This window comes from Pseudomonas sp. PDM14 (assembly GCF_014851905.1).
Taxonomy (GTDB): domain Bacteria; phylum Pseudomonadota; class Gammaproteobacteria; order Pseudomonadales; family Pseudomonadaceae; genus Aquipseudomonas.
In genome coordinates this window covers 117,538-135,243 of the sequence record NZ_JACVAQ010000003.1, presented here as the reverse complement: position 1 = coordinate 135,243, position 17,706 = coordinate 117,538, and the positions used below count along the sequence as shown (strand labels likewise).

The 17,706-nt window shown below is 66.1% G+C and carries 18 protein-coding genes; 5 read left to right on the top strand and 13 right to left on the bottom strand.

The genetic code is table 11. The features are described 5' to 3' along the window. Positions 1–106: 106 nt before the first annotated feature. The 7 genes from IB229_RS20300 to IB229_RS20270 form a co-directional block, all read right to left on the bottom strand. Positions 107–1,060 carry a FecR family protein gene (locus IB229_RS20300; RefSeq protein WP_192331753.1) on the bottom strand — a complete coding sequence of 318 codons (954 nt, stop codon included), beginning with the start codon at positions 1,058–1,060 and terminating at the stop codon, positions 107–109. Then, positions 1,057–1,560 carry an RNA polymerase sigma factor gene (locus tag IB229_RS20295; protein ID WP_192331752.1) on the bottom strand — a complete coding sequence of 168 codons (504 nt, stop codon included), beginning with the start codon at positions 1,558–1,560 and terminating at the stop codon, positions 1,057–1,059. The genes IB229_RS20300 and IB229_RS20295 overlap by 4 nt, the downstream gene beginning before the upstream one ends. A gap of 229 nt (positions 1,561–1,789) precedes the next feature. After that, positions 1,790–1,930, bottom strand: coding sequence for a DUF2474 domain-containing protein (locus IB229_RS20290; RefSeq protein WP_192332025.1), 141 nt, complete (start codon positions 1,928–1,930; stop codon positions 1,790–1,792). 13 nt (positions 1,931–1,943) lie between these two features. Further along, complete coding sequence (cydB, locus tag IB229_RS20285) at positions 1,944–2,951, bottom strand: cytochrome d ubiquinol oxidase subunit II (RefSeq protein ID WP_192331751.1); 1,008 nt, start codon at positions 2,949–2,951, stop codon at positions 1,944–1,946. Positions 2,952–2,954: 3 nt separating this feature from the next. Then, a complete protein-coding gene (locus IB229_RS20280) occupies positions 2,955–4,397 on the bottom strand; it encodes a cytochrome ubiquinol oxidase subunit I (protein ID WP_192331750.1) in 1,443 nt (480 codons plus the stop codon). A 451-nt stretch (positions 4,398–4,848) separates the two neighbouring features. Further along, the gene (locus IB229_RS20275) at positions 4,849–5,184 is read right to left on the bottom strand and encodes a DUF3703 domain-containing protein (RefSeq protein ID WP_192331749.1); all 336 of its coding nucleotides are present in this window, start codon (positions 5,182–5,184) and stop codon (positions 4,849–4,851) included. After that, positions 5,177–5,821, bottom strand: a complete 645-nt coding sequence (locus tag IB229_RS20270; protein WP_192331748.1) for a cation transporter — start codon at positions 5,819–5,821, stop codon at positions 5,177–5,179. The genes IB229_RS20275 and IB229_RS20270 overlap by 8 nt, the downstream gene beginning before the upstream one ends. A 75-nt stretch (positions 5,822–5,896) precedes the next feature. Here IB229_RS20270 and IB229_RS20265 point away from each other — a divergent pair, with 75 nt between their 5' ends. Next, the gene (locus tag IB229_RS20265) at positions 5,897–6,307 is read left to right on the top strand and encodes a MerR family DNA-binding protein (RefSeq protein ID WP_192331747.1); all 411 of its coding nucleotides are present in this window, start codon (positions 5,897–5,899) and stop codon (positions 6,305–6,307) included. A gap of 94 nt (positions 6,308–6,401) precedes the next feature. Here IB229_RS20265 and IB229_RS20260 read toward each other — a convergent pair whose 3' ends face one another. Both IB229_RS20260 and IB229_RS20255 read right to left on the bottom strand, forming a co-directional pair. Continuing rightward, a complete protein-coding gene (locus tag IB229_RS20260; protein ID WP_192331746.1) occupies positions 6,402–6,845 on the bottom strand; it encodes a SecDF P1 head subdomain-containing protein in 444 nt (147 codons plus the stop codon). Next, positions 6,845–7,399, bottom strand: coding sequence for a DJ-1 family glyoxalase III (locus IB229_RS20255; protein ID WP_192331745.1), 555 nt, complete (start codon positions 7,397–7,399; stop codon positions 6,845–6,847). Before IB229_RS20255 ends, IB229_RS20260 begins: the two co-directional genes overlap by 1 nt. 305 nt (positions 7,400–7,704) lie before the next feature. On the opposite strand from IB229_RS20255, the gene IB229_RS20250 reads away from it, so the two are divergent. Both IB229_RS20250 and trmA read left to right on the top strand, forming a co-directional pair. Continuing rightward, a complete protein-coding gene (locus IB229_RS20250) occupies positions 7,705–9,003 on the top strand; it encodes an NCS2 family permease (RefSeq protein ID WP_192331744.1) in 1,299 nt (432 codons plus the stop codon). Next, entirely contained in the window at positions 9,000–10,085 is a 1,086-nt protein-coding gene (trmA, locus tag IB229_RS20245; protein WP_192331743.1) for a tRNA (uridine(54)-C5)-methyltransferase TrmA, read from the top strand. The genes IB229_RS20250 and trmA overlap by 4 nt, the downstream gene beginning before the upstream one ends. Positions 10,086–10,191: 106 nt before the next feature. Here trmA and adeC read toward each other — a convergent pair whose 3' ends face one another. From adeC to IB229_RS20230, 3 genes are read right to left on the bottom strand one after another with little or no spacing between them, the layout of a single operon-like run. Then, positions 10,192–11,634, bottom strand: coding sequence for an AdeC/AdeK/OprM family multidrug efflux complex outer membrane factor (gene adeC / locus IB229_RS20240; protein ID WP_192331742.1), 1,443 nt, complete (start codon positions 11,632–11,634; stop codon positions 10,192–10,194). Next, positions 11,631–14,768: an efflux RND transporter permease subunit gene (locus IB229_RS20235; protein ID WP_192331741.1), complete on the bottom strand. Its 3,138-nt coding sequence runs from the start codon at positions 14,766–14,768 to the stop codon at positions 11,631–11,633. Before IB229_RS20235 ends, adeC begins: the two co-directional genes overlap by 4 nt. Positions 14,769–14,782: 14 nt before the next feature. Continuing rightward, entirely contained in the window at positions 14,783–15,928 is a 1,146-nt protein-coding gene (locus IB229_RS20230; protein WP_192331740.1) for an efflux RND transporter periplasmic adaptor subunit, read from the bottom strand. Between the two features lie 191 nt (positions 15,929–16,119). On the opposite strand from IB229_RS20230, the gene IB229_RS20225 reads away from it, so the two are divergent. Continuing rightward, positions 16,120–16,755, top strand: a complete 636-nt coding sequence (locus tag IB229_RS20225; RefSeq protein WP_192331739.1) for a TetR family transcriptional regulator — start codon at positions 16,120–16,122, stop codon at positions 16,753–16,755. Positions 16,756–16,762: 7 nt separating this feature from the next. Here the strand turns inward: IB229_RS20225 and IB229_RS20220 are convergent, their stop codons facing one another. Next, a complete protein-coding gene (locus IB229_RS20220; RefSeq protein WP_192331738.1) occupies positions 16,763–17,152 on the bottom strand; it encodes a DUF4345 domain-containing protein in 390 nt (129 codons plus the stop codon). A gap of 126 nt (positions 17,153–17,278) precedes the next feature. On the opposite strand from IB229_RS20220, the gene IB229_RS20215 reads away from it, so the two are divergent. Then, positions 17,279–17,704 (top strand): DUF411 domain-containing protein, encoded by a 426-nt coding sequence (locus IB229_RS20215; protein ID WP_192331737.1) that lies wholly within the window; start codon positions 17,279–17,281, stop codon positions 17,702–17,704. The last annotated feature ends 2 nt before the right edge of the window (positions 17,705–17,706 follow it).

Sequence of the window (17,706 nt, the reverse complement as noted above, 5' to 3'; positions counted from 1 at the left end):
GTGATGCGAGAACGTCGCATTTGCAGAAACAGAAGACGAAAGCGCCGCATCTTTCTGAACCTTCGCCCCACATATTTTTTCGCGGGACGCTTTTTGCCCGCGCGAATCAGTCGCGCGAGGCGACCAGCAGCACGCCCGGCAGGCGAATCAGGCGCACCGGGAGGTTGCTCTCGATGGCACGCAGCAGCGCCTGCGGATCGTCGAGGGCGAACACCCCGGTGACCTGCAGCTCGCGGGCGGCGGCATCGAGGAACACCACGCGCTGGCTCTGGCTGCGTTCCAGCTCGGCAAACACCTCGCCCAGCGGTCGTGCGCGGAACACCAGCTTGCCGCGTTGCCAGGCCAGGCGCTGGGCATCCAGTGCCTGCACGGATTGCAGCTGACCCGCACGCCACGCCACCTGTTGCCTGGCATTCACCGGTACTGGGGAGCCGCCATCCTCGCTGGCCTGGACCTGGCCGTGGGTGACGGCCAGCAGCACGTCGCCGCCGCGGTGGTTAACGTCGAAGCGGGTGCCGGTGACGCGGATACGTGCGGGACCGGCCGCCACCAGGAACGGACGCGTGGCATCGGCGGCGACCTGGAAATCCACCTCGCCGCGGTACAGCCGCACTTGCCGCTGGCCATCGACGAATACCCAGTCCAGCGCGGTATTGCCGTTGAGGGTGAGCAGCGAGCCATCCTCCAGACGCAGTTCGCGGATCTCGCCCGGCGCGGTGGATTCGTCGGCATACAGACCGAGCCACGCGCCGCGCGGCAACCACAACGCCAGGACCAGCGACGCCGCTGTGGCCAGGGGCACTACCCAGCGTGCGCTGCGCCGGGCGCGGCGCGGTGCCAGTGGCACGACCTCGGACGTGGCTGGCGGCGCACTGCTGCGCGGATCGAGCTGGCCGAGCAGCGCCCACAGGTCTTCCACCTCGCGCAGCGCCTGGGCGTGTTCCGGCGCAGCGAGGCGCCAGGCCTCGGCCGCTGCCTGGTCGGCCGCCGTGGCGCGCCCGGAATGCAGGAGTACCTGCCATTCCCGAGCTTGGGCGAGGTATGCGGCGTGAGAGGTCAAGGCGTGGTGTCCATGTGCTGCTGGCAGTATTCGAGGGCCTTGAGGATATAGCGTCCAGCCATACTTTCCGAGACACCCAGGCGCTCGCCAATCTCGCGCTGGGTCAATCCGTCCAGGCGATTCCACAGCAGTGCCTGGCGCAAGTGCGGTGGCAGTCCCTGCATCACGACCTGCAGTTGCGCCAGGCGCTCGCTGCCGCTGGCCGCCTCTTCGGGCCCCGGCTGGGCGCACGCGTACTCGCCATCGACGGTTTCCTGCGGCGGGCGGGCGTCCTGCTGGCGACGGTGGTCGATGATCAGGTTGCGTGCGATGCGGTACAGCAGCGCCCGCAGGTTACCCACTTCGCCCTGCTCGCTGCGCACGAAGCGCAGCCAGGTTTCCTGGCGCAAGTCGGCCGCCAGCTCCGCGCACTTCACCTGGCGCGTGAGAAAGCGCAGCAACTCGCCCGAATGGCGCTGGAGCTGGCCGTCAGCAGAGTGGGGATCGATGGGCGGAGACACGGCGGGCCTTAGAACCTGTCCACGAACGGCTGCGCGCAGGCCCTGCGGCGGAAGCGGGGCGCTCGCTCGCGAGAGCGTGAACAGGTTCTGACATCTCGCGAAGAGACGCGAACATATAGCCACTGAGAATAATTTTCAATTGGCAAGCGACGGCGAGTCGGCTTTGCCGGCACGACGCCACATCAGCAACGCAACCGGGGCCCATTGCCAGGCCCCGGCAGGCGAGTGCTCAGGGCGTGCTCAGCCCCGCCGCATTCATGAACAGGCGCAGCAGGTAAGACACCGCGCCCAGCGCCAGCACGCTGGCGGCCCAGATGCCCACCAGCCAGCCCAGGCGTTGCCACAGCGGTTTCTTCTCGACCTTATCCATCGCTGCGCGCCCTCTAGTGATAGCCATGCTCGGGGGTCACCTTGCCGCGGAACACGTAGTAGCTCCACGCGGTGTACATCAGGATGAACGGGATGATGAACAGCGCGCCGACCAGGGCGAAGCCCTGACTCTGCGGCGGTGCGGCGGCCTGCCAGATGGTCAGCGAGCCGGGCACGATGTTCGGCCACAGGCTGATGCCCAGGCCACTGTAGCCGAGGAAGATGAGGATCAGGGTGAGCACGAACGGCTTGATGTTGTCGTCGTTGGCCACCGAGCGCAGCAGGTAGAAGAAGGTCACCAGCACCAGCAGCGGCACCGGCATGAACCAGAACAGGTTGGGCATGCTGAACCAGCGCTGGGCGATGGCGTCATGCGACAGCGGCGTCCAGATGCTGACGATGCCGATCACCGCCAGCAGCACCAGCGCCAGCGGCCGCGCCATGTCGTGCATCTGCCGCTGCAGGCGACCTTCGGTCTTCATGATCAGCCAGGTGCAACCGAGCAGCGCATAAGCGGCGACCAGGCCAAGGCCGCTGAACAGCGGGAAAGGCGCCAGCCAGTTCAGCGAATCCCCGGCGAAGGCACGGTTCTCCACCGGGATGCCCTCGATGAAGGTGCCCAGCGCCACGCCCTGAAAGAAGGTCGCCATCAGCGAGCCGCCGATGAATGCCTTGTCCCAGATATGCTGCTTGTGCTCCTTGGCCTTGAAGCGGAACTCGAAGGCCACGCCGCGGAATACCAGGCCGATGAGCATGAACATCAGTGGCAGGTACAACGCGCTGAGCACCACCGAGTAAGCCAGCGGGAAGGCCGCGAACAGCCCCGCGCCGCCGAGCACCAGCCAGGTCTCGTTGCCGTCCCAGACCGGTGCCACGGTGTTCATCATGATGTCGCGCTCGCCCTTGTCCGGCACGAACGGGAAGAGGATGCCGATACCCAGGTCGAAGCCATCCATCACCACATACATCATCACGCCGAAGACGATGATGACGGCCCAGATCAGTGAAAGGTCGATACCCATGGTTCAGCTCCTCGCGCCCAGGTCGTCTTTGCTGTCGTCGTCTTCCATGCCCTCGTCGGCCGCCGAAATCGGCCGCGCCGGCGTGCGTTTCTGTCCGGGGCCACCCACGCCCTGCTCCTTGCCTTCGTCGGTGATCGGGCCTTTGCGCACCAGGCGCATGACGTAGCTGAAGCCCGCGCCGAACACGGCGAAGTACACCACCACGAACATGATCAGGGTCAGGCTCATCTGCGCCACGCTATGCCCCGAGGAGGCATCGGCGGTGCGCATCAGGCCGTAGACCACCCACGGCTGGCGGCCGATCTCGGTGGTGAACCAGCCGGCGAGGATGGCGATCAGCCCGGACGGGCCCATCCACAGCACGAAATAGAGGAACGGCCGCGACTCGAACAGCCGGCCGCGCAGGCGCAGCCACAGGCTCCAGGCACCGGCCAGGATCATCAGCAAGCCCAGGCCGACCATGATGCGGAACGACCAGAACACGATGGTCGAATTCGGTCGGTCTTCCTTGGCGAACTCCTTCAGCGCCGGCACCTGCTTGTCCAGGCTGTGGGTCAGGATCAGGCTGCCGAGCTTGGGAATTTCCAGCTTGAAGTGGGTGACCTCTTCTTCCATGTCCGGCCAGCCGAACAGGATCAGCGGGGTCGCCTCGCCGGGCGGGTTTTCCCAGTGGCCTTCGATGGCGGCGATCTTCGCCGGCTGGTGCTCCAGGGTGTTGAGGCCGTGGAAATCGCCGATCACCGCCTGGATCGGCGCGACGATCAGCGCCATCCACATGGCCATCGACAGCATCTGCCGCACCGCCGGGTTGTCACGCTTGCGCAGCAGGTGCCAGGCCGCCGAGGCGCCGACGAAGAACGCCGTGGCGAGGAACGCGGCGGTGGCCATGTGCATCAGGCGATAGGGGAACGAGGGGTTGAACACCACCGCGAACCAGTCGGTGGGGATTACCCGGCCGTCGATGATCTCGAAGCCCTGCGGGGTCTGCATCCAGCTGTTGGAGGCGAGAATCCAGAAAGTGGAAATCAGCGTGCCGACCGCCACCATCACCGTAGAGAAGAAGTGCAGGCCAGGCCCGACGCGATTCCAGCCGAACAGCATGACGCCAAGGAAGCCGGCTTCGAGGAAGAACGCGGTGAGCACCTCGTACGCCAGCAGCGGCCCGGTGACCGCGCCGGCAAAGTCGGAGAAGGCGCTCCAGTTGGTACCGAACTGGTACGCCATGACCAGGCCGGAGACCACGCCCATGCCGAAGTTGACGGCGAAGATCTTCGACCAGAAGTGGTAGAGGTCGCGGTAGACCTCCTGCCCGGTCTTCAGCCACAACCCTTCGAGCACCGCCAGATAGCTGGCGAGACCGATGGTGATGGCCGGAAAGATGATGTGGAACGAGATGGTGAAGGCGAACTGTATTCGCGCCAGGTCCAGGGCTTCTAAGCCGAACATGGGACTTCCTCGGTCAGGTTGTGTTCTGGCTACCGGGAACCCTTCTAGCCTGCACGGCGGCCTCTACGACGGGCCTTACACGCAGGTGAACGGTTCCAAGCCGACCAGCGGCTCCAGGTTTGGAGTCCGGGGTGGGGAAATTGTTCTTATTGGAAATCGGCCTGCTGCGCGCATCCGGCCAAAACAGCCAGCATGCCGACCCGAACGGGTCATTGATGCAGATCAATGGACGATCAAAGAATATCCCGCCGCGTTTGCCGACACCCTGTGGTGGATTGCCGCTGTGGCGGACTGTCGCTGCGCGGCCATCGAGCACTCAGGCGTGGGTTGAGCGTAGCTTGGCGCGCAGAAGAAGCGCTGTTGCGGCTCCTCGCATCGTGCGCACCCATAACCCCGCGGATGCGCTTCGCCGGCGTCTTACGTAGAGCCGTTGCGTGACCGCAGACGACTTTCAGCGCAACAGGCGCTGCAGCTCCGCGCTGATCGGCATCGGCCGGAACGCGCTGACCCGCGCCCGCCCGGTATTGCCCAGCGGTACCCAGAGCCGCGAGAACAACAGCGCCGCAAGCATCCGCGGCGCCTGACCGAGCACCTCGCGCCAGTCGCGGCAGCGCCAGCCCACTTGCAGCATCAGCCAGTGGCTGTGCAGGTGCAGCAGCGGCAGGCGCTGGCTGAGAATGTGCGCACGCTCCAGGCTGGCGTATGCCGCAGGCCATTGCCGCTGTGCCAGCGCCTGACGGGCATCGCTGAAAGCCTGATCGATGGCCAGGTGCAGGACGTCAGCCATGACCGTGCCCCTCGTGAACGTCCTCGCGCAACTCGCCACTCGCCTGGCGCAGCACCTGAATCGCCGCGGAAATCGCCAGAAAGGCCATGATCGCCGCGACGATCAGGTCCGGCCAGGCGCTGCCGGTACCGAACACGCCCAGCGCCGCCGCCAGCACCGCGAGGTTGCCGAGGGCATCGTTGCGCGTGCACAACCACACGCTGCGCATGTTGCTGTCACCCTCGCGGTAGGCATACAGCAGCGCCGCCACGCCAAGGTTGGTGAGCAGCGCCAGGGTGCCGATCACGCCCATGGTCGGCGCACTGGGCACGCCACCCTGGAGCAGGTGCCAGATCGCCGCACCGAGCACGCCGATGCCGAACAGCAGCATGCACAGCGCCTTGAACTGCGAGGCCCGTGCGCGTATCGCCAGGCCCAGGCCAAGCACCCACAGGCTGATGCCGTAGTTGGCGGCGTCGCCGAGGAAGTCCGCCGAGTCAGCCAGCAGTGAGACCGAACCAGCCTTCACACCGGCACCGATTTCGACGACGAACATCGCCAGGTTGGCCACCAGGGCGATCCACAGGATGCGCCGGTAGCGTTGCGAACGAATGGCGTCCTGCTCGGACGGGCCGTGATTACAGCAATGTGCGCTCATTGGCTTTCTCCACGTTGAAGATGGCGCTAGGCTAAACCCCGTAGTCACTACAGGGTCAACACCCTCGGAGTCATCATGAGCAAGCCGCTCACCATCGGCGCCCTCAGCCGCGACAGTGGCGTCAACCTGGAGACCATCCGCTTCTACGAACGCTCCGGCCTGCTGCCCGCCCCCGCACGCAGCGCCTCGGGTTATCGCCACTATGAAGAAGTCGACGTACGCCGCCTGCGCTTCATCCGCCGTGGCCGCGAACTGGGCTTCAGCCTCGACGAGATCCGCAATCTGCTGGACCTCGCCGCGCACCCGCAAAGCCCCTGCGACGCCGCCGACCGCATGGCCCGCGAACACCTGGACGCCATCGAGACGCGCATCCGCGACCTGCTCAGCATGCAGGCCGAGTTGCGCAAACTGGCCGACTGCCACAGCGGCCACGCCGAACACTGCCGTCTGCTCGAAGCGCTGGACAGCCGTGAGTGCTGCGGCTGAACGCTGGTTCAGGTAGCGCGCGGCTGGCTCTGGTGCGCACGGCGCACCCTCCAGGGCCTCATGCCTGACTGGCGCATTGAGCCCGGCGACGCTCTCAGGGTTTCAGCGTGGCCGCCATCCGCAGGGCTTCGTCGGCGGACATGAAGCCGGAAATGACGATGCGCCCATCGCTGATCGGCGCCTGCACCAGGGGCGCCAGGCGCAACGTGCCATCGATGAGGATCGCCAGCGGCTGGTTCAGCGCGTCACGGGTCATCTGTTCCAGCTTGCCGCGCCCGGTGGCATCGAAGGTCAGCAGCACCACCGCCTGACCCGTCTCGTCGAACAGTGCTTCGGCGCTGTCCAGTTGCTGCTCGCTGAGCTGCGCCTGCGGCTCGACCCAGTACTGCATGTTGCCCTGCGCATCGCTCATCGGCGTCCAGCCCGACTGCGCGGTGACCTGTGCGCGATGCAGGCCCAGGCCGTGCCGCTCGACCGGCGTCGGCGCCGCACAGGCCACGAGCAGCAGACCCAGGACGACTGCGCCGAAGGCACGCATCAGGGCACCAGCATGGCGTTCGCCACCTGGTTGCGCGTGGTCTTGCCAACCAGTTGCTCGACCAGGGTCAGGGCGAACTCCAGGGCGGTGGCCGGGCCCTGGCTGGTGATGCAGTTGCCGTCGAGCACCACCGACTGGTCGACATAGGTGCAGCCGGAGAGCCGGTCGCTGAACGAGGGATAGCAGGTAACGCGCCGCTGCTTGAGCACGCCGAACGCCTGCAGACCGAGCGCGGCGGAGGCGCAGATGGCAGCGAACAGGCGGCCGCTGCGCGCCTGCTCGCGGACCTTGTCGGCCAGCGGTTCGTGCGCGGCCAGGCGCTCGGCACCGGGCATGCCGCCGGGCAGGACGATCAGGTCGAAGTCCTGGGCGAGCACATCGACCAGCATGATGTCGGCGGTCATGCGGCTGCCACGGGCACAGGTGAACATGCGCCGGTTCTCGATGCTGGCGACCACCACTTCGACTTCGGCGCGGCGCAGCACATCGATGAGGGTTACGGTTTCGAGGTCTTCCACGCCATCGGCGACGGCGATCAGGGCTCTGGTAGTCATGGCAATCTCCTGAAAATCTGCCTCGGGTCCGGACGGCGAAGCGAGGACGATGCGTCACCCATCCGGTATAGCCTGTAGCGGCGCGCCCCTTAACCGGGGCTGAAACCGGGGCCTTGTAGCCCATGTGACCGAGGCCGCGCGGCGATGTTCGCCAGCGCCCCGCCACCGGCCGGCGCCCGCATGCATCGCGTGTGGGTGAGCTGGTATGATGCGCGCCTTTTCCCGACCGGCCTATCGAGCAGCGCAGCCAGCGACGCTGTGCTTTGCTTTTGCCGGTCCGCAGCCGACGCCCCGGGGGCCAAACCATGCTGGAAAGACTCTTCCACCTCAAGGCGCACAACACCACCGTGCGCACCGAGATCCTGGCCGGCCTGACCACCTTCCTGACGATGGCCTACATCCTCTTCGTCAACCCGGAAATCCTCGGCAAGACCGGCATGGACGTCGGCGCCGTGTTCGTCGCCACCTGCCTGGCCGCCGCCATCGGCTCGGCACTGATGGGCCTGATCGCCAACTACCCGATTGCCCTCGCTCCCGGCATGGGCCTCAACGCCTTCTTCACCTACACCGTGGTCCTGCACATGGGCTACAGCTGGCAGGTGGCGCTGGGCGCGGTATTCATCTCGGCCACGCTGTTCTTCGTGCTCTCGGTGTTCCGCATTCGCGAATGGATCGTCAACAGCATCCCGCTGCCGCTGCGTTCGGCGATCAGCGCCGGCATCGGCCTGTTCCTGGCACTGATCGCGCTCAAGGAAGCCGGCCTGGTGATTGCCAACCCGGCGACCCTGGTCGGCCTCGGCGACCTCACCGCGCCCGGCCCGTTGCTGGCGATCCTCGGCTTCTTCCTGATCGTCGCCCTGGAGGCGCGGCGCGTCACCGGCGCGGTGATGATCGGCATCCTCGCAGTCACCCTGCTCGCCGTGCTGCTCGGCCTGACGCCGTTCAACGGCGTGGTCTCGCTGCCGCCGTCGATCATGCCGACCCTGCTGCAACTGGACCTGCTGGGCGCGCTGGACGTGGGCATGATCAGCGTGATCTTCGCCTTCCTCTTCGTCGACCTGTTCGACAACACCGGCACCCTGATCGGCGTGGCCAAACGCGCCGGGCTGATGCGCGCCGACGGCCACCTGCCAAAGATGGGCCGCGCGCTGATCGCCGACAGCACCGCGGCCATGGGCGGCTCGCTGCTGGGCACCAGCACCACCACCAGCTACATCGAATCCGCCTCCGGCGTCGCCGCTGGCGGGCGCACCGGGCTGACCGCCTGCGTGGTCGCCGGGCTGTTCCTGCTCGCGCTGTTCTTCGCCCCCTTGGCCGGCACCGTGCCGCCGTTCGCCACCGCCCCGGCGCTGCTGTTCGTCGCCGTGCTGATGACTTCCGGCCTGGCCGAAGTCGACTGGAGTGACATCACCGTCGCCGCGCCGGTGGTGATCACCGCCCTGGCCATGCCGCTGACCTTCTCCATCGCCAACGGCATCGCCCTGGGCTTCATCGCCTGGGTGGCGATCAAGGCACTGGCCGGGCGCTGGCGTGAACTCAATCCGGCGCTGGTGAGCCTCGCCATCCTTTTCGTCCTCAAATACGCCTTCACCACGACCGCATGAACCAGACTCGCGACGCCGCGGCCTACGCCGCCCAACTGCAGGAAAAGACCGACCGCCTGCGCGAGCTACTCGCGCCTTTCGCCGCCCCAGAGCCACAGGTATTTTCCTCGCCGGGCGAACACTACCGCCTGCGCGCGGAGTTCCGCCTGTGGCGCGAACAGGAAGAGCGCCACTACGCCATGTTCGCCGCCGGCGACAAGCACACGCCGATTCTGATCGATGACTTCCCCATCGCCAGCCTGCGCATCAATGAGCTGATGCCTCAGCTCAAGGCTGCCTGGCAGGCGAGCAAGGCTCTCTCATTCAAGCTGTTCCAGGTCGAGTTCCTCACCACCCTGGCCGGCGATGCGCTGATCACCCTGTGCTACCACCGCCCGCTGGACGCTGCCTGGCAGGCCGAGGCCGAACAGCTGGCGGCCAGGCTGGGCGTCAGTCTGGTCGGCCGCTCGCGCGGTCAGCGCCTGGTGATCGGCCGCGACTACGTGCAGGAAGAAATGCAGGTGGCCGGGCGCACCTTCCGCTACCGCCAGCCCGAGGGCGCCTTCACCCAGCCCAACGGCCTGGTCTGCCAGCAGATGCTCGCCTGGGCCGTCGAGGCGCTCGGCGAGCGTGACGACGACCTGCTGGAGCTGTACTGCGGCAACGGCAACTTCACCCTGCCGCTGTCGACCCGCGTGCGCAAGGTGCTGGCCACCGAGATCAGCAAGAGTTCGGTCAATGCCGCGCTGGCCAACCTGGCCGACAACGGCATCGACAACATCGAGCTGGTGCGCCTGAGTGCAGAGGAACTGACCCAGGCGCTGAACGAGGTGCGTCCGTTCCGCCGCCTGGCCGACATCGACCTGAAGTCCTACGACTTCGGCGCCGTGTTCGTCGACCCGCCCCGCGCCGGCATGGACCCGGACACCTGCGAGCTGACCCGGCGCTTCGACAACATCCTGTACATCTCCTGCAACCCGGAGACCCTGGCAGCGAACATCGCCCAGCTCAACGACACGCACCGCATCGAGCGCTGCGCGCTGTTCGATCAGTTTCCGTGGACCCATCACATGGAGTCGGGCGTGCTGCTGGTACGCCGCTGACGTTGCCGCGCAGGGTGCGCCGCAGCACCGCTCGTCTACGGAGGCGGCGCATGCAGCACCCACAAAAAAGCCCCGGCATGCCGGGGCTTTTTCGTTTCGGGCGAACTCAGTTGGCCGGTGCCTGGGCCGTCTGGGTCTGCTCGTTCCAGCCGCCGCCGAGGGCCTTGTACAGGTTGACCTCGCTGACCAGCTGGTTGAGGCGGTCTCCGATCAGCTGCTGCCTGGCGCTGAACAGCTGACGCTGGGCGTCGAGCAGGGTCAGGTAGCTGTCCACCCCGGTGCGGAAGCGCCGCTCGGCCAGGCCGTAGTAGTCCTCGCTGGTGGCGACCAACGCACGCTGGGCAGTGAGCTGCTGCTCGTAGGTGGTACGCGCGGCCAGGCCATCGGCGACTTCCTGGAAGGCGGTCTGGATGGCTTTCTCGTACTGCGCCACCTGAATGTCCTTCTGCACCTCGGCGTAGTCGAGGTTGGCCTTCAGGCGTCCGGCGGTGAAGATCGGCAGGTTGATCTGCGGCTGGAACAGCCAGGTGCCGGAACCCCCATCGAACAGGCCGGACAGCTGGCTGCTCGCCGTGCCGGCGTTGGCCGTCAGGCTGATGTTGGGGAAGAACGCCGCACGCGCCGCGCCGATGCTGGCATTCGCCGAGCGCAGCGCATGTTCGGCCTGGAGCACGTCGGGGCGACGTTGCAGCAGGTCGGACGGCAACCCCGCCGGCACCTCGGCGAGCAGGTCGGCATCCAGCACCGCACCGGCCGGCAGGTTCGCCGGTACGCCATTGCCCAGCAGCAGCGCCAGCGCGTTGCGGTCCTGGGCGACCAGGCGGGTGTACTGCGCCAGGCTGGCTTCGGCACTCTGCACCGCGGTGCGCGCCTGGCTCAGCGACAGCGCATCGGCGACACCGACGTTGAAGCTGCGCTCGGTCAGGCTGTAGCTCTTGCGGTAGGTCTCCAGCGTGTCGCGGGTCAGCTGCAGCAGGGCCTGGTCGGCCTGCAGGGTCAGGTAGGCGTTGGCCACGCTGGCCACCAGGCTGATCTGCGTGCTGCGTCGGGCTTCCTCGCTGGCGAAGTACTGTTCCAGGGTCTGCTGGTTGAGGCTGCGCAGACGGCCAAAAAAGTCGATTTCCCAGGCACTGGTGCCCAGGGTCGCGCTGTACTGGCCGCTGGTGGTGGCTTCGCCGCTCTGCGACAGGTCGCCCGGCAGGCGCTGGCGGGTGCCACTGCCGGCCGCGGAGACACTGGGGAACAGCTCGGAGCGCTGGATGCGGTACTGCGCGCGGTAGGCGTCGATGTTCAACGCGGCGATGCGCAGGTCGCGGTTGTTGACCAGCGCCACCTCGACCAGCTGCTGTAACGCCGGGTCGCGGAAGAACTCGCGCCAGCCCAGCTCCGCCGCAGTGGTGGAGGTCTGCGTCTTGGCACTGTCGGCGTACGCCTCGCCTTGCGGGTAGGCAGCGGCGACCGGCGCTTCGGGACGCAGGTAATCGGGGATCATCGTGCAGCCGCTCAGCACGGCGCTGACGATGGCCAGGGACAACAGGGACTGCCTCACTGGACGGCCTCCTTCGATTCGGTTGCTTTAGCGCGTTTGTCCTTGAACATCGCGCCGACCATCACATAGAACAGCGGCACCCAGAAGATCGCCAGAACCGCCGCGGTGAGCATGCCGCCGATCACGCCGGTACCGATGGCGTGTTTGCTGCCGGCACCCGCGCCGCTGGAGATCGCCAGCGGCACGACGCCGAGGATGAACGCCAGCGAGGTCATGATGATCGGCCGCAGACGCATGCGGCAGGCCTCGACGGCCGCCTCGACATAGGTCTTGCCCTGCTCGTGCAGGGACTTGGCGAACTCGACGATGAGGATCGCGTTACGCGCCGACAGGCCGATGGTGGTAATCAGACCAACCTGGAAGAACACGTCGTTGGACAGCCCGCGCGCCAGGGTGAACAGCAACGCGCCGAACACGCCGAGTGGCACCACCAGCATCACCGAGAACGGGATCGACCAGCTCTCGTACAGCGCCGCCAGGCAAAGGAACACCACCAGCAGCGACAGGGCGTAGAGCGCCGGTGCCTGGGAGCCCGACAGGCGCTCCTCGTAGGACTGACCGGTCCAGGAATAACCCACGCCATCCGGCAGCTGTCGGGTGATTTCCTCGACCGCGGCCATGGCGTCACCGGAGCTGTAGCCAGGGGCCGGCTCACCGAGGATTTCCAGGGCGCTGACACCGTTGTAGCGCGACAGCTTGGGCGAGCCATAGACCCACTTGCCCGTGGCGAAGGCGTCGAACGGCACCATCTGCCCGCTGTCGTTGCGGATGAACCATTTGCTCAGGTCTTCCGGGTTCATCCGTGCGTTGGGCTCGCCCTGCAGGTAGACCTTTTTCACCCGACCCTGGTCGATGAAGTCGTTGACGTAACTGCCGCCCCAGCCAATGGACAGGGTGCTGTTGACGTCGGACAGCGACACACCCAGGGTGCGCACCTTCTCGTCGTCGATCAGCAGCTGGTACTGCGGTTCGTCCATCAGGCCGTTGGCCCGCACGCGCGCCAGCACCGGATTCTTCGAGGCCAGCTCAAGGAACTTGTCGCGCGCCTCGTTCAGCGTCTCACGGCCGACACCGGCACGGTCCTGAAGGAACAGGTTGAAACCGGTGGCGTTACCCAGCTCCATCACCGCCGGCGGCGCGAAGGCGAACACCATGGCATCACGGAAGCTACCGAAGTGCTCCTGCGCGCGGTGCGCCAGGTCGAACACGCTGGTGCCATCAGCCGTACGCTCGCCCCAGGGCTTGAGCATGATGAAGGCCATGCCCGAACTCTGTCCGCGACCGGCGAAGTTGAAGCCGGTAACGGTGAACACCGAACTGACCGTATCCTTCTCGTCTTCGAGCAGGTACTTGCGCATGTCGTCGACCACCACCTGGGTGCGCTCGGCACTGGAGCCGGACGGCGTCTGCACCTGGGCGAACAGCACGCCCTGGTCCTCGTCGGGGAGGAACGCGGTGGGGATCTTGGTGAACATCCACACCAGGATGCCGACGATCACCAGGTACATCAGCAGGTACGGCGCCTTGCGCTTGAGCATGGCGCGTACGCCGCGCTCGTAGCCGTTGACGCTGCGCTCGAAGTTGCGGTTGAACCAGCCGAAGAAACCGCCCTTCTCGTGGTGATCGCCCTTGGCGATCGGCTTGAGCAGGGTGGCGCAGAGGGCCGGGGTGAAGATCAGCGCGAGAATCACCGAAAGCACCATGGCCGAGACGATGGTGATCGAGAATTGCCGGTAGATCACGCCCACCGAGCCGCCGAAGAAAGCCATCGGCAGCAGTACCGCCGAGAGCACCACGCCGATACCGACCAGCGCGCCCTGGATCTGGCCCATGGATTTGCGCGTCGCCTCGAGTGGCGACAGGCCTTCCTCGCGCATCACCCGCTCGACGTTCTCCACCACCACGATGGCGTCGTCCACCAGCAGGCCGATGGCCAGGATCATGGCGAACATGGTCAGGGTGTTGATGCTGAAACCGAACATCGAGAGGATGCCGAACGTACCCAGCAGCACCACCGGCACGGCCAGGGTCGGAATCAGCGTGGCACGCAGGTTCTGCAGGAACAGGTACATCACCAGGAACACCAGGACGAAGGCCTCGACCAGGGTGCTGATAACACCGCTGATCGACGCCGAGATCACCGGCGTGGTGTCGTACGGGTAGACCACTTCCAGCCCCGCGGGGAAGAACGGCTTCAGTTCGTCGATGGTCTGGCGCAGCGCCTTGGCCGTGTCCAGCGCATTGGCACCGGTGGCCAGCTTGACCGCCAGGCCGGACGCCGGCAGGCCGTTGAACTGGGCGTTGATGCTGTAGTTCTCACCACCCAGCTCGACCTTGGCCACGTCGCCCAGGCGCACCTGGGAACCGTCGCGGTTGACCTTGAGCAGGATCTTGCGGAATTCCTCGGGAGTCTGCAGGCGTGTCTTGCCGATGATCGTGGCGTTCAGCTGCTGGCCGGGGCCGGCAGGCAGGCCGCCGAACTGGCCGGATGAGATCTGCACGTTCTGCGCCTGGATCGCGCTGCGCACGTCGACCGGGGTCAGCTGGAAGTTGGTCAGCTTGCCCGGGTCGAGCCAGATGCGCATGGCGTACTGGGCGCCGAACACCTGGAAGTCACCGACGCCCTTGGTCCGCGAGATCGGGTCCTGCATGTTGGACACGATGTAGTTGGAGAGGTCGTTACGGGTCATGCTGCCGTCTTTGGAGACCACGCCGATGACCATCAGGAAGTTTCTCACCGACTTGGTCACGCGGATGCCCTGTTGCTGCACTTCCTGCGGCAACAGCGGGGTGGCCAGCTGCAGTTTGTTCTGCACCTGGACCTGAGCGATATCCGGGTTGGTGCCCTGATCGAAGGTCACGGTGATGGTCATGCTGCCGTCGGAGTTGCTCTCCGAAGACATGTAGCGCAAACCGTCGATGCCGTTGAGCTGCTGCTCGATGACCTGCACCACGGTGTCCTGCACGGTCTGTGCGGAGGCGCCCGGGTAGCTGACCTGGATGCCCACCGCTGGCGCGGCGATGCTGGGGTACTGGTTGATCGGCAATTTGAGGATGGCCAGGCCACCCGCCAGCATGATCACCAGGGCAATTACCCAGGCGAAGATCGGCCGGTCGATAAAGAAGTTCGCCATCTGCTTGTCGCTCCTTAGCGGCTGCTGGCCTGGTCGGGCTTGGACGCCGCCGGCGCCTCAACGACATTTTTCGCAGGGCTGGCCTTGACCTCGTCGCCCGGGCGGACGAACTGCAGGCCTTCGGTGATCAGTTGGTCGCCCGGCTGCAGACCTTCGCTCACCAGCCAGCGGTTGCCGGCAGTGCGCTCAGCCTTGAGCTTGCGCAGCTCGGCCTTGTTCTCGGCGTTCACCACCAGCGCAGTCGGCTCGCCCTGGCCGTTGCGGGTCACGCCCTGCTGCGGCGCCAGAATCGCCTGCTGGTTGACCCCGGCAGTCAGCGTGGCATGCACGAACATGCCCGGCAGCAGGTTGTGCTCGGGGTTGGGGAACACCGCGCGCACGGTCACCGAACCGGTGCCTTCGTCGACCGCGACTTCGGAGAATTCCAGGGTGCCTTCGTGCTCGTAGAGGCTGCCGTCTTCGAGCTTGAGTTTGACCTTGGCGGCGTTCTCACCGCCCTTCTCCAGCTTGCCGCTGGCCAGTTCGCGGCGCAGACGCAGCATTTCCTTGGTCGGCTGGGTGACGTCGACGTAGATCGGGTCGAGCTGGTGGATGGTGGTCAGCGCCAGTGTCTGGCCATTGCTGACCAGCGCACCCTCGGTGACCACGGAACGGCCGACACGGCCGGAGATCGGTGCCAGCACCTTGGTGTAGCGCAGGTCGATGCGCGCACGCTCCAGGGCGGCTTCAGCCTGCAGGCTGGCGGCGCGGGCTTCGTCGTAGGCCTGCTTGCTCACGGCCTGATCGACCACCAGCGCCTTGTAGCGCTCGGTCAGCGACTGGGTGGACGCCAGGGTGGCCTGGGCGCTCTTGAAGCTGGCCTGATACACCGACGGATCGATCTGATACAGCTGCTGCCCGGCCTTGACCTCGGAACCCTCGGCGAACAGACGCTTCTGGATGATCCCGTCGACCTGCGGACGCACTTCGGCGATGCGGTACGCGGTGGTGCGCCCCGGCAGCTCGGTGGTCAGGGTGAAGGGCTCGGCCTGCAGGGTGACGACCCCGACCTGCGCGGTCTGGGCGGGCGGTGGCGCCTCGCTGTCCTTGCATCCGGCAAGGGTCAGCGTGGCCAGAGCGACGGCGGAAACCATGGCTGCGAAGGCTGGCTTCTTCTGCATCTGAATCGACCTCATAAATTAGCGCGTGCCTGGGCAGCAAGGCACCAGAACGGGACAGCGGGTGGATTGTTTAGTTAGCTAACGAATATACTTACGTCCGAGAATGTTTGTAAACGATTCTTCTCATCGGACTGTGAATCTTTATGTCACTCGCCGATGAGGCCCGAACCGCCGCCGAGAGCCCCCGCCGCATGGTCAGACGTACCAAAGAGGAAGCCGAAGAAACCCGCCTGCAGATTCTCGATGCAGCCGAGCGCACCTTTCATGACAAGGGTGTTTCGCGTGCCTCGCTGGCCGATATCGCGGCGGCGGCGGGTGTTTCCCGTGGCGCCATCTACTGGCACTTCCAGAACAAGGTCGACCTGTTCCAGGCGATGATCGACCGCCTGCGCATGCCACTGGAAGACCTCGCCCAGGCCAGCCAGAGCGAGAACGAGCCGGACCCGCTGGGGCGCATGCGCGAGCTGCTGGTGCAGGTGCTACGCCGGGTCGAACTGGACGCCCAGTGCCGCCGCGTCAGCGAGATCTTCCAGCACAAGTGCGAGTACACCGAGGAACTCGGCGACCTGCGGCAGAAGATGCAGACCTTCAACCTGGAGTGCGATCAGCGCATCGAGAAATCCCTGCGCAACGCGGTCAAGCGCGGGCAGCTACCGGACGACCTCGACTGCCGTCTGGCTGCCTTCAGCCTGCACGCGCATATCAGCGGCCTGCAGGCTCACTGGCTGCTGGCGCCGGGGCAGCTGTCGCTGGCTGCGCAGGCGGAAAACCTCATCGACGGTCTGCTCGACATGCTGCGCAGCAGCCCGGCCATGCGCCAGCGCTAGGTCTCGCTCAGGGCTGACGGTCGAGCCCGCGCAGGATGGCGAACGCCAGGCCCGACGAGACGATCTCGAACAACATCACGTAGAGGTTGAAGGTTTGCTGCAGGCCGCCATCGAGCCACAGCCCGGCGGCGCGGCCGAGGGCAATCGCGCAGTACAGCAGCACCAGCAGGGTCAGCGCCGGACGCAGCAGCGCCTGGCGCAGCAGGGCGAGCACGAGGAATACGCCGACACCGATCTGCAGGCCGCCGTAATAACCGCGCACATCGGTGATCGCCGCCGGCTCCATCAGCAGCATGCCGCTGAGGTTGGCCATCTCCTGCGGGCGCACCAGATAGGCCAGGCCGAAGCCGACCAGCAGCAACGCCTGAACGCTCAGGTAAATGCGGGCTAACAGCATGCTCAATCTCCTTGGTAACGAGCCGGGCACCAGCATAGGCCGCGGCGTTGCAGACGGATACAGTCGCGCGCTGGGACTGTGCGCTGCACGCGGCTATGCTGCGCCGGTTCCCGTGGAGACCTCCCAATGCGCAAATTCCTCATCGCCACCGCCCTCTTCGCCAGCGCCGCCCAGGCAGCCGAACCGCTGAACATAGACGTCTACCGCGACCCCAACTGTGGCTGCTGCAAGGCCTGGATCAGCCACCTGCAGGAGAACGGCTTCCAGGTCAGCGACCACGTCGAAAGCAACATGAGCGCACTCAAGCAGCGCCTCGGCGTACCGCCGCGCCTGGCCTCGTGCCACACCGGGGTGATCGACGGCCAGTTCGTCGAAGGCCACGTGCCTGCCAACGATATCCTCAAACTACGCAGCCAGTCCGACCTGCTCGGCGCCGCGGTACCCGGCATGCCGGCCGGCTCGCCGGGGATGGAAATGGGCGACCGCCACGACGCCTATCAGGTCATCGGCCTGCAGCGCGACGGCAAGGAGCGGGTGATCGCCGAGCACTGAGC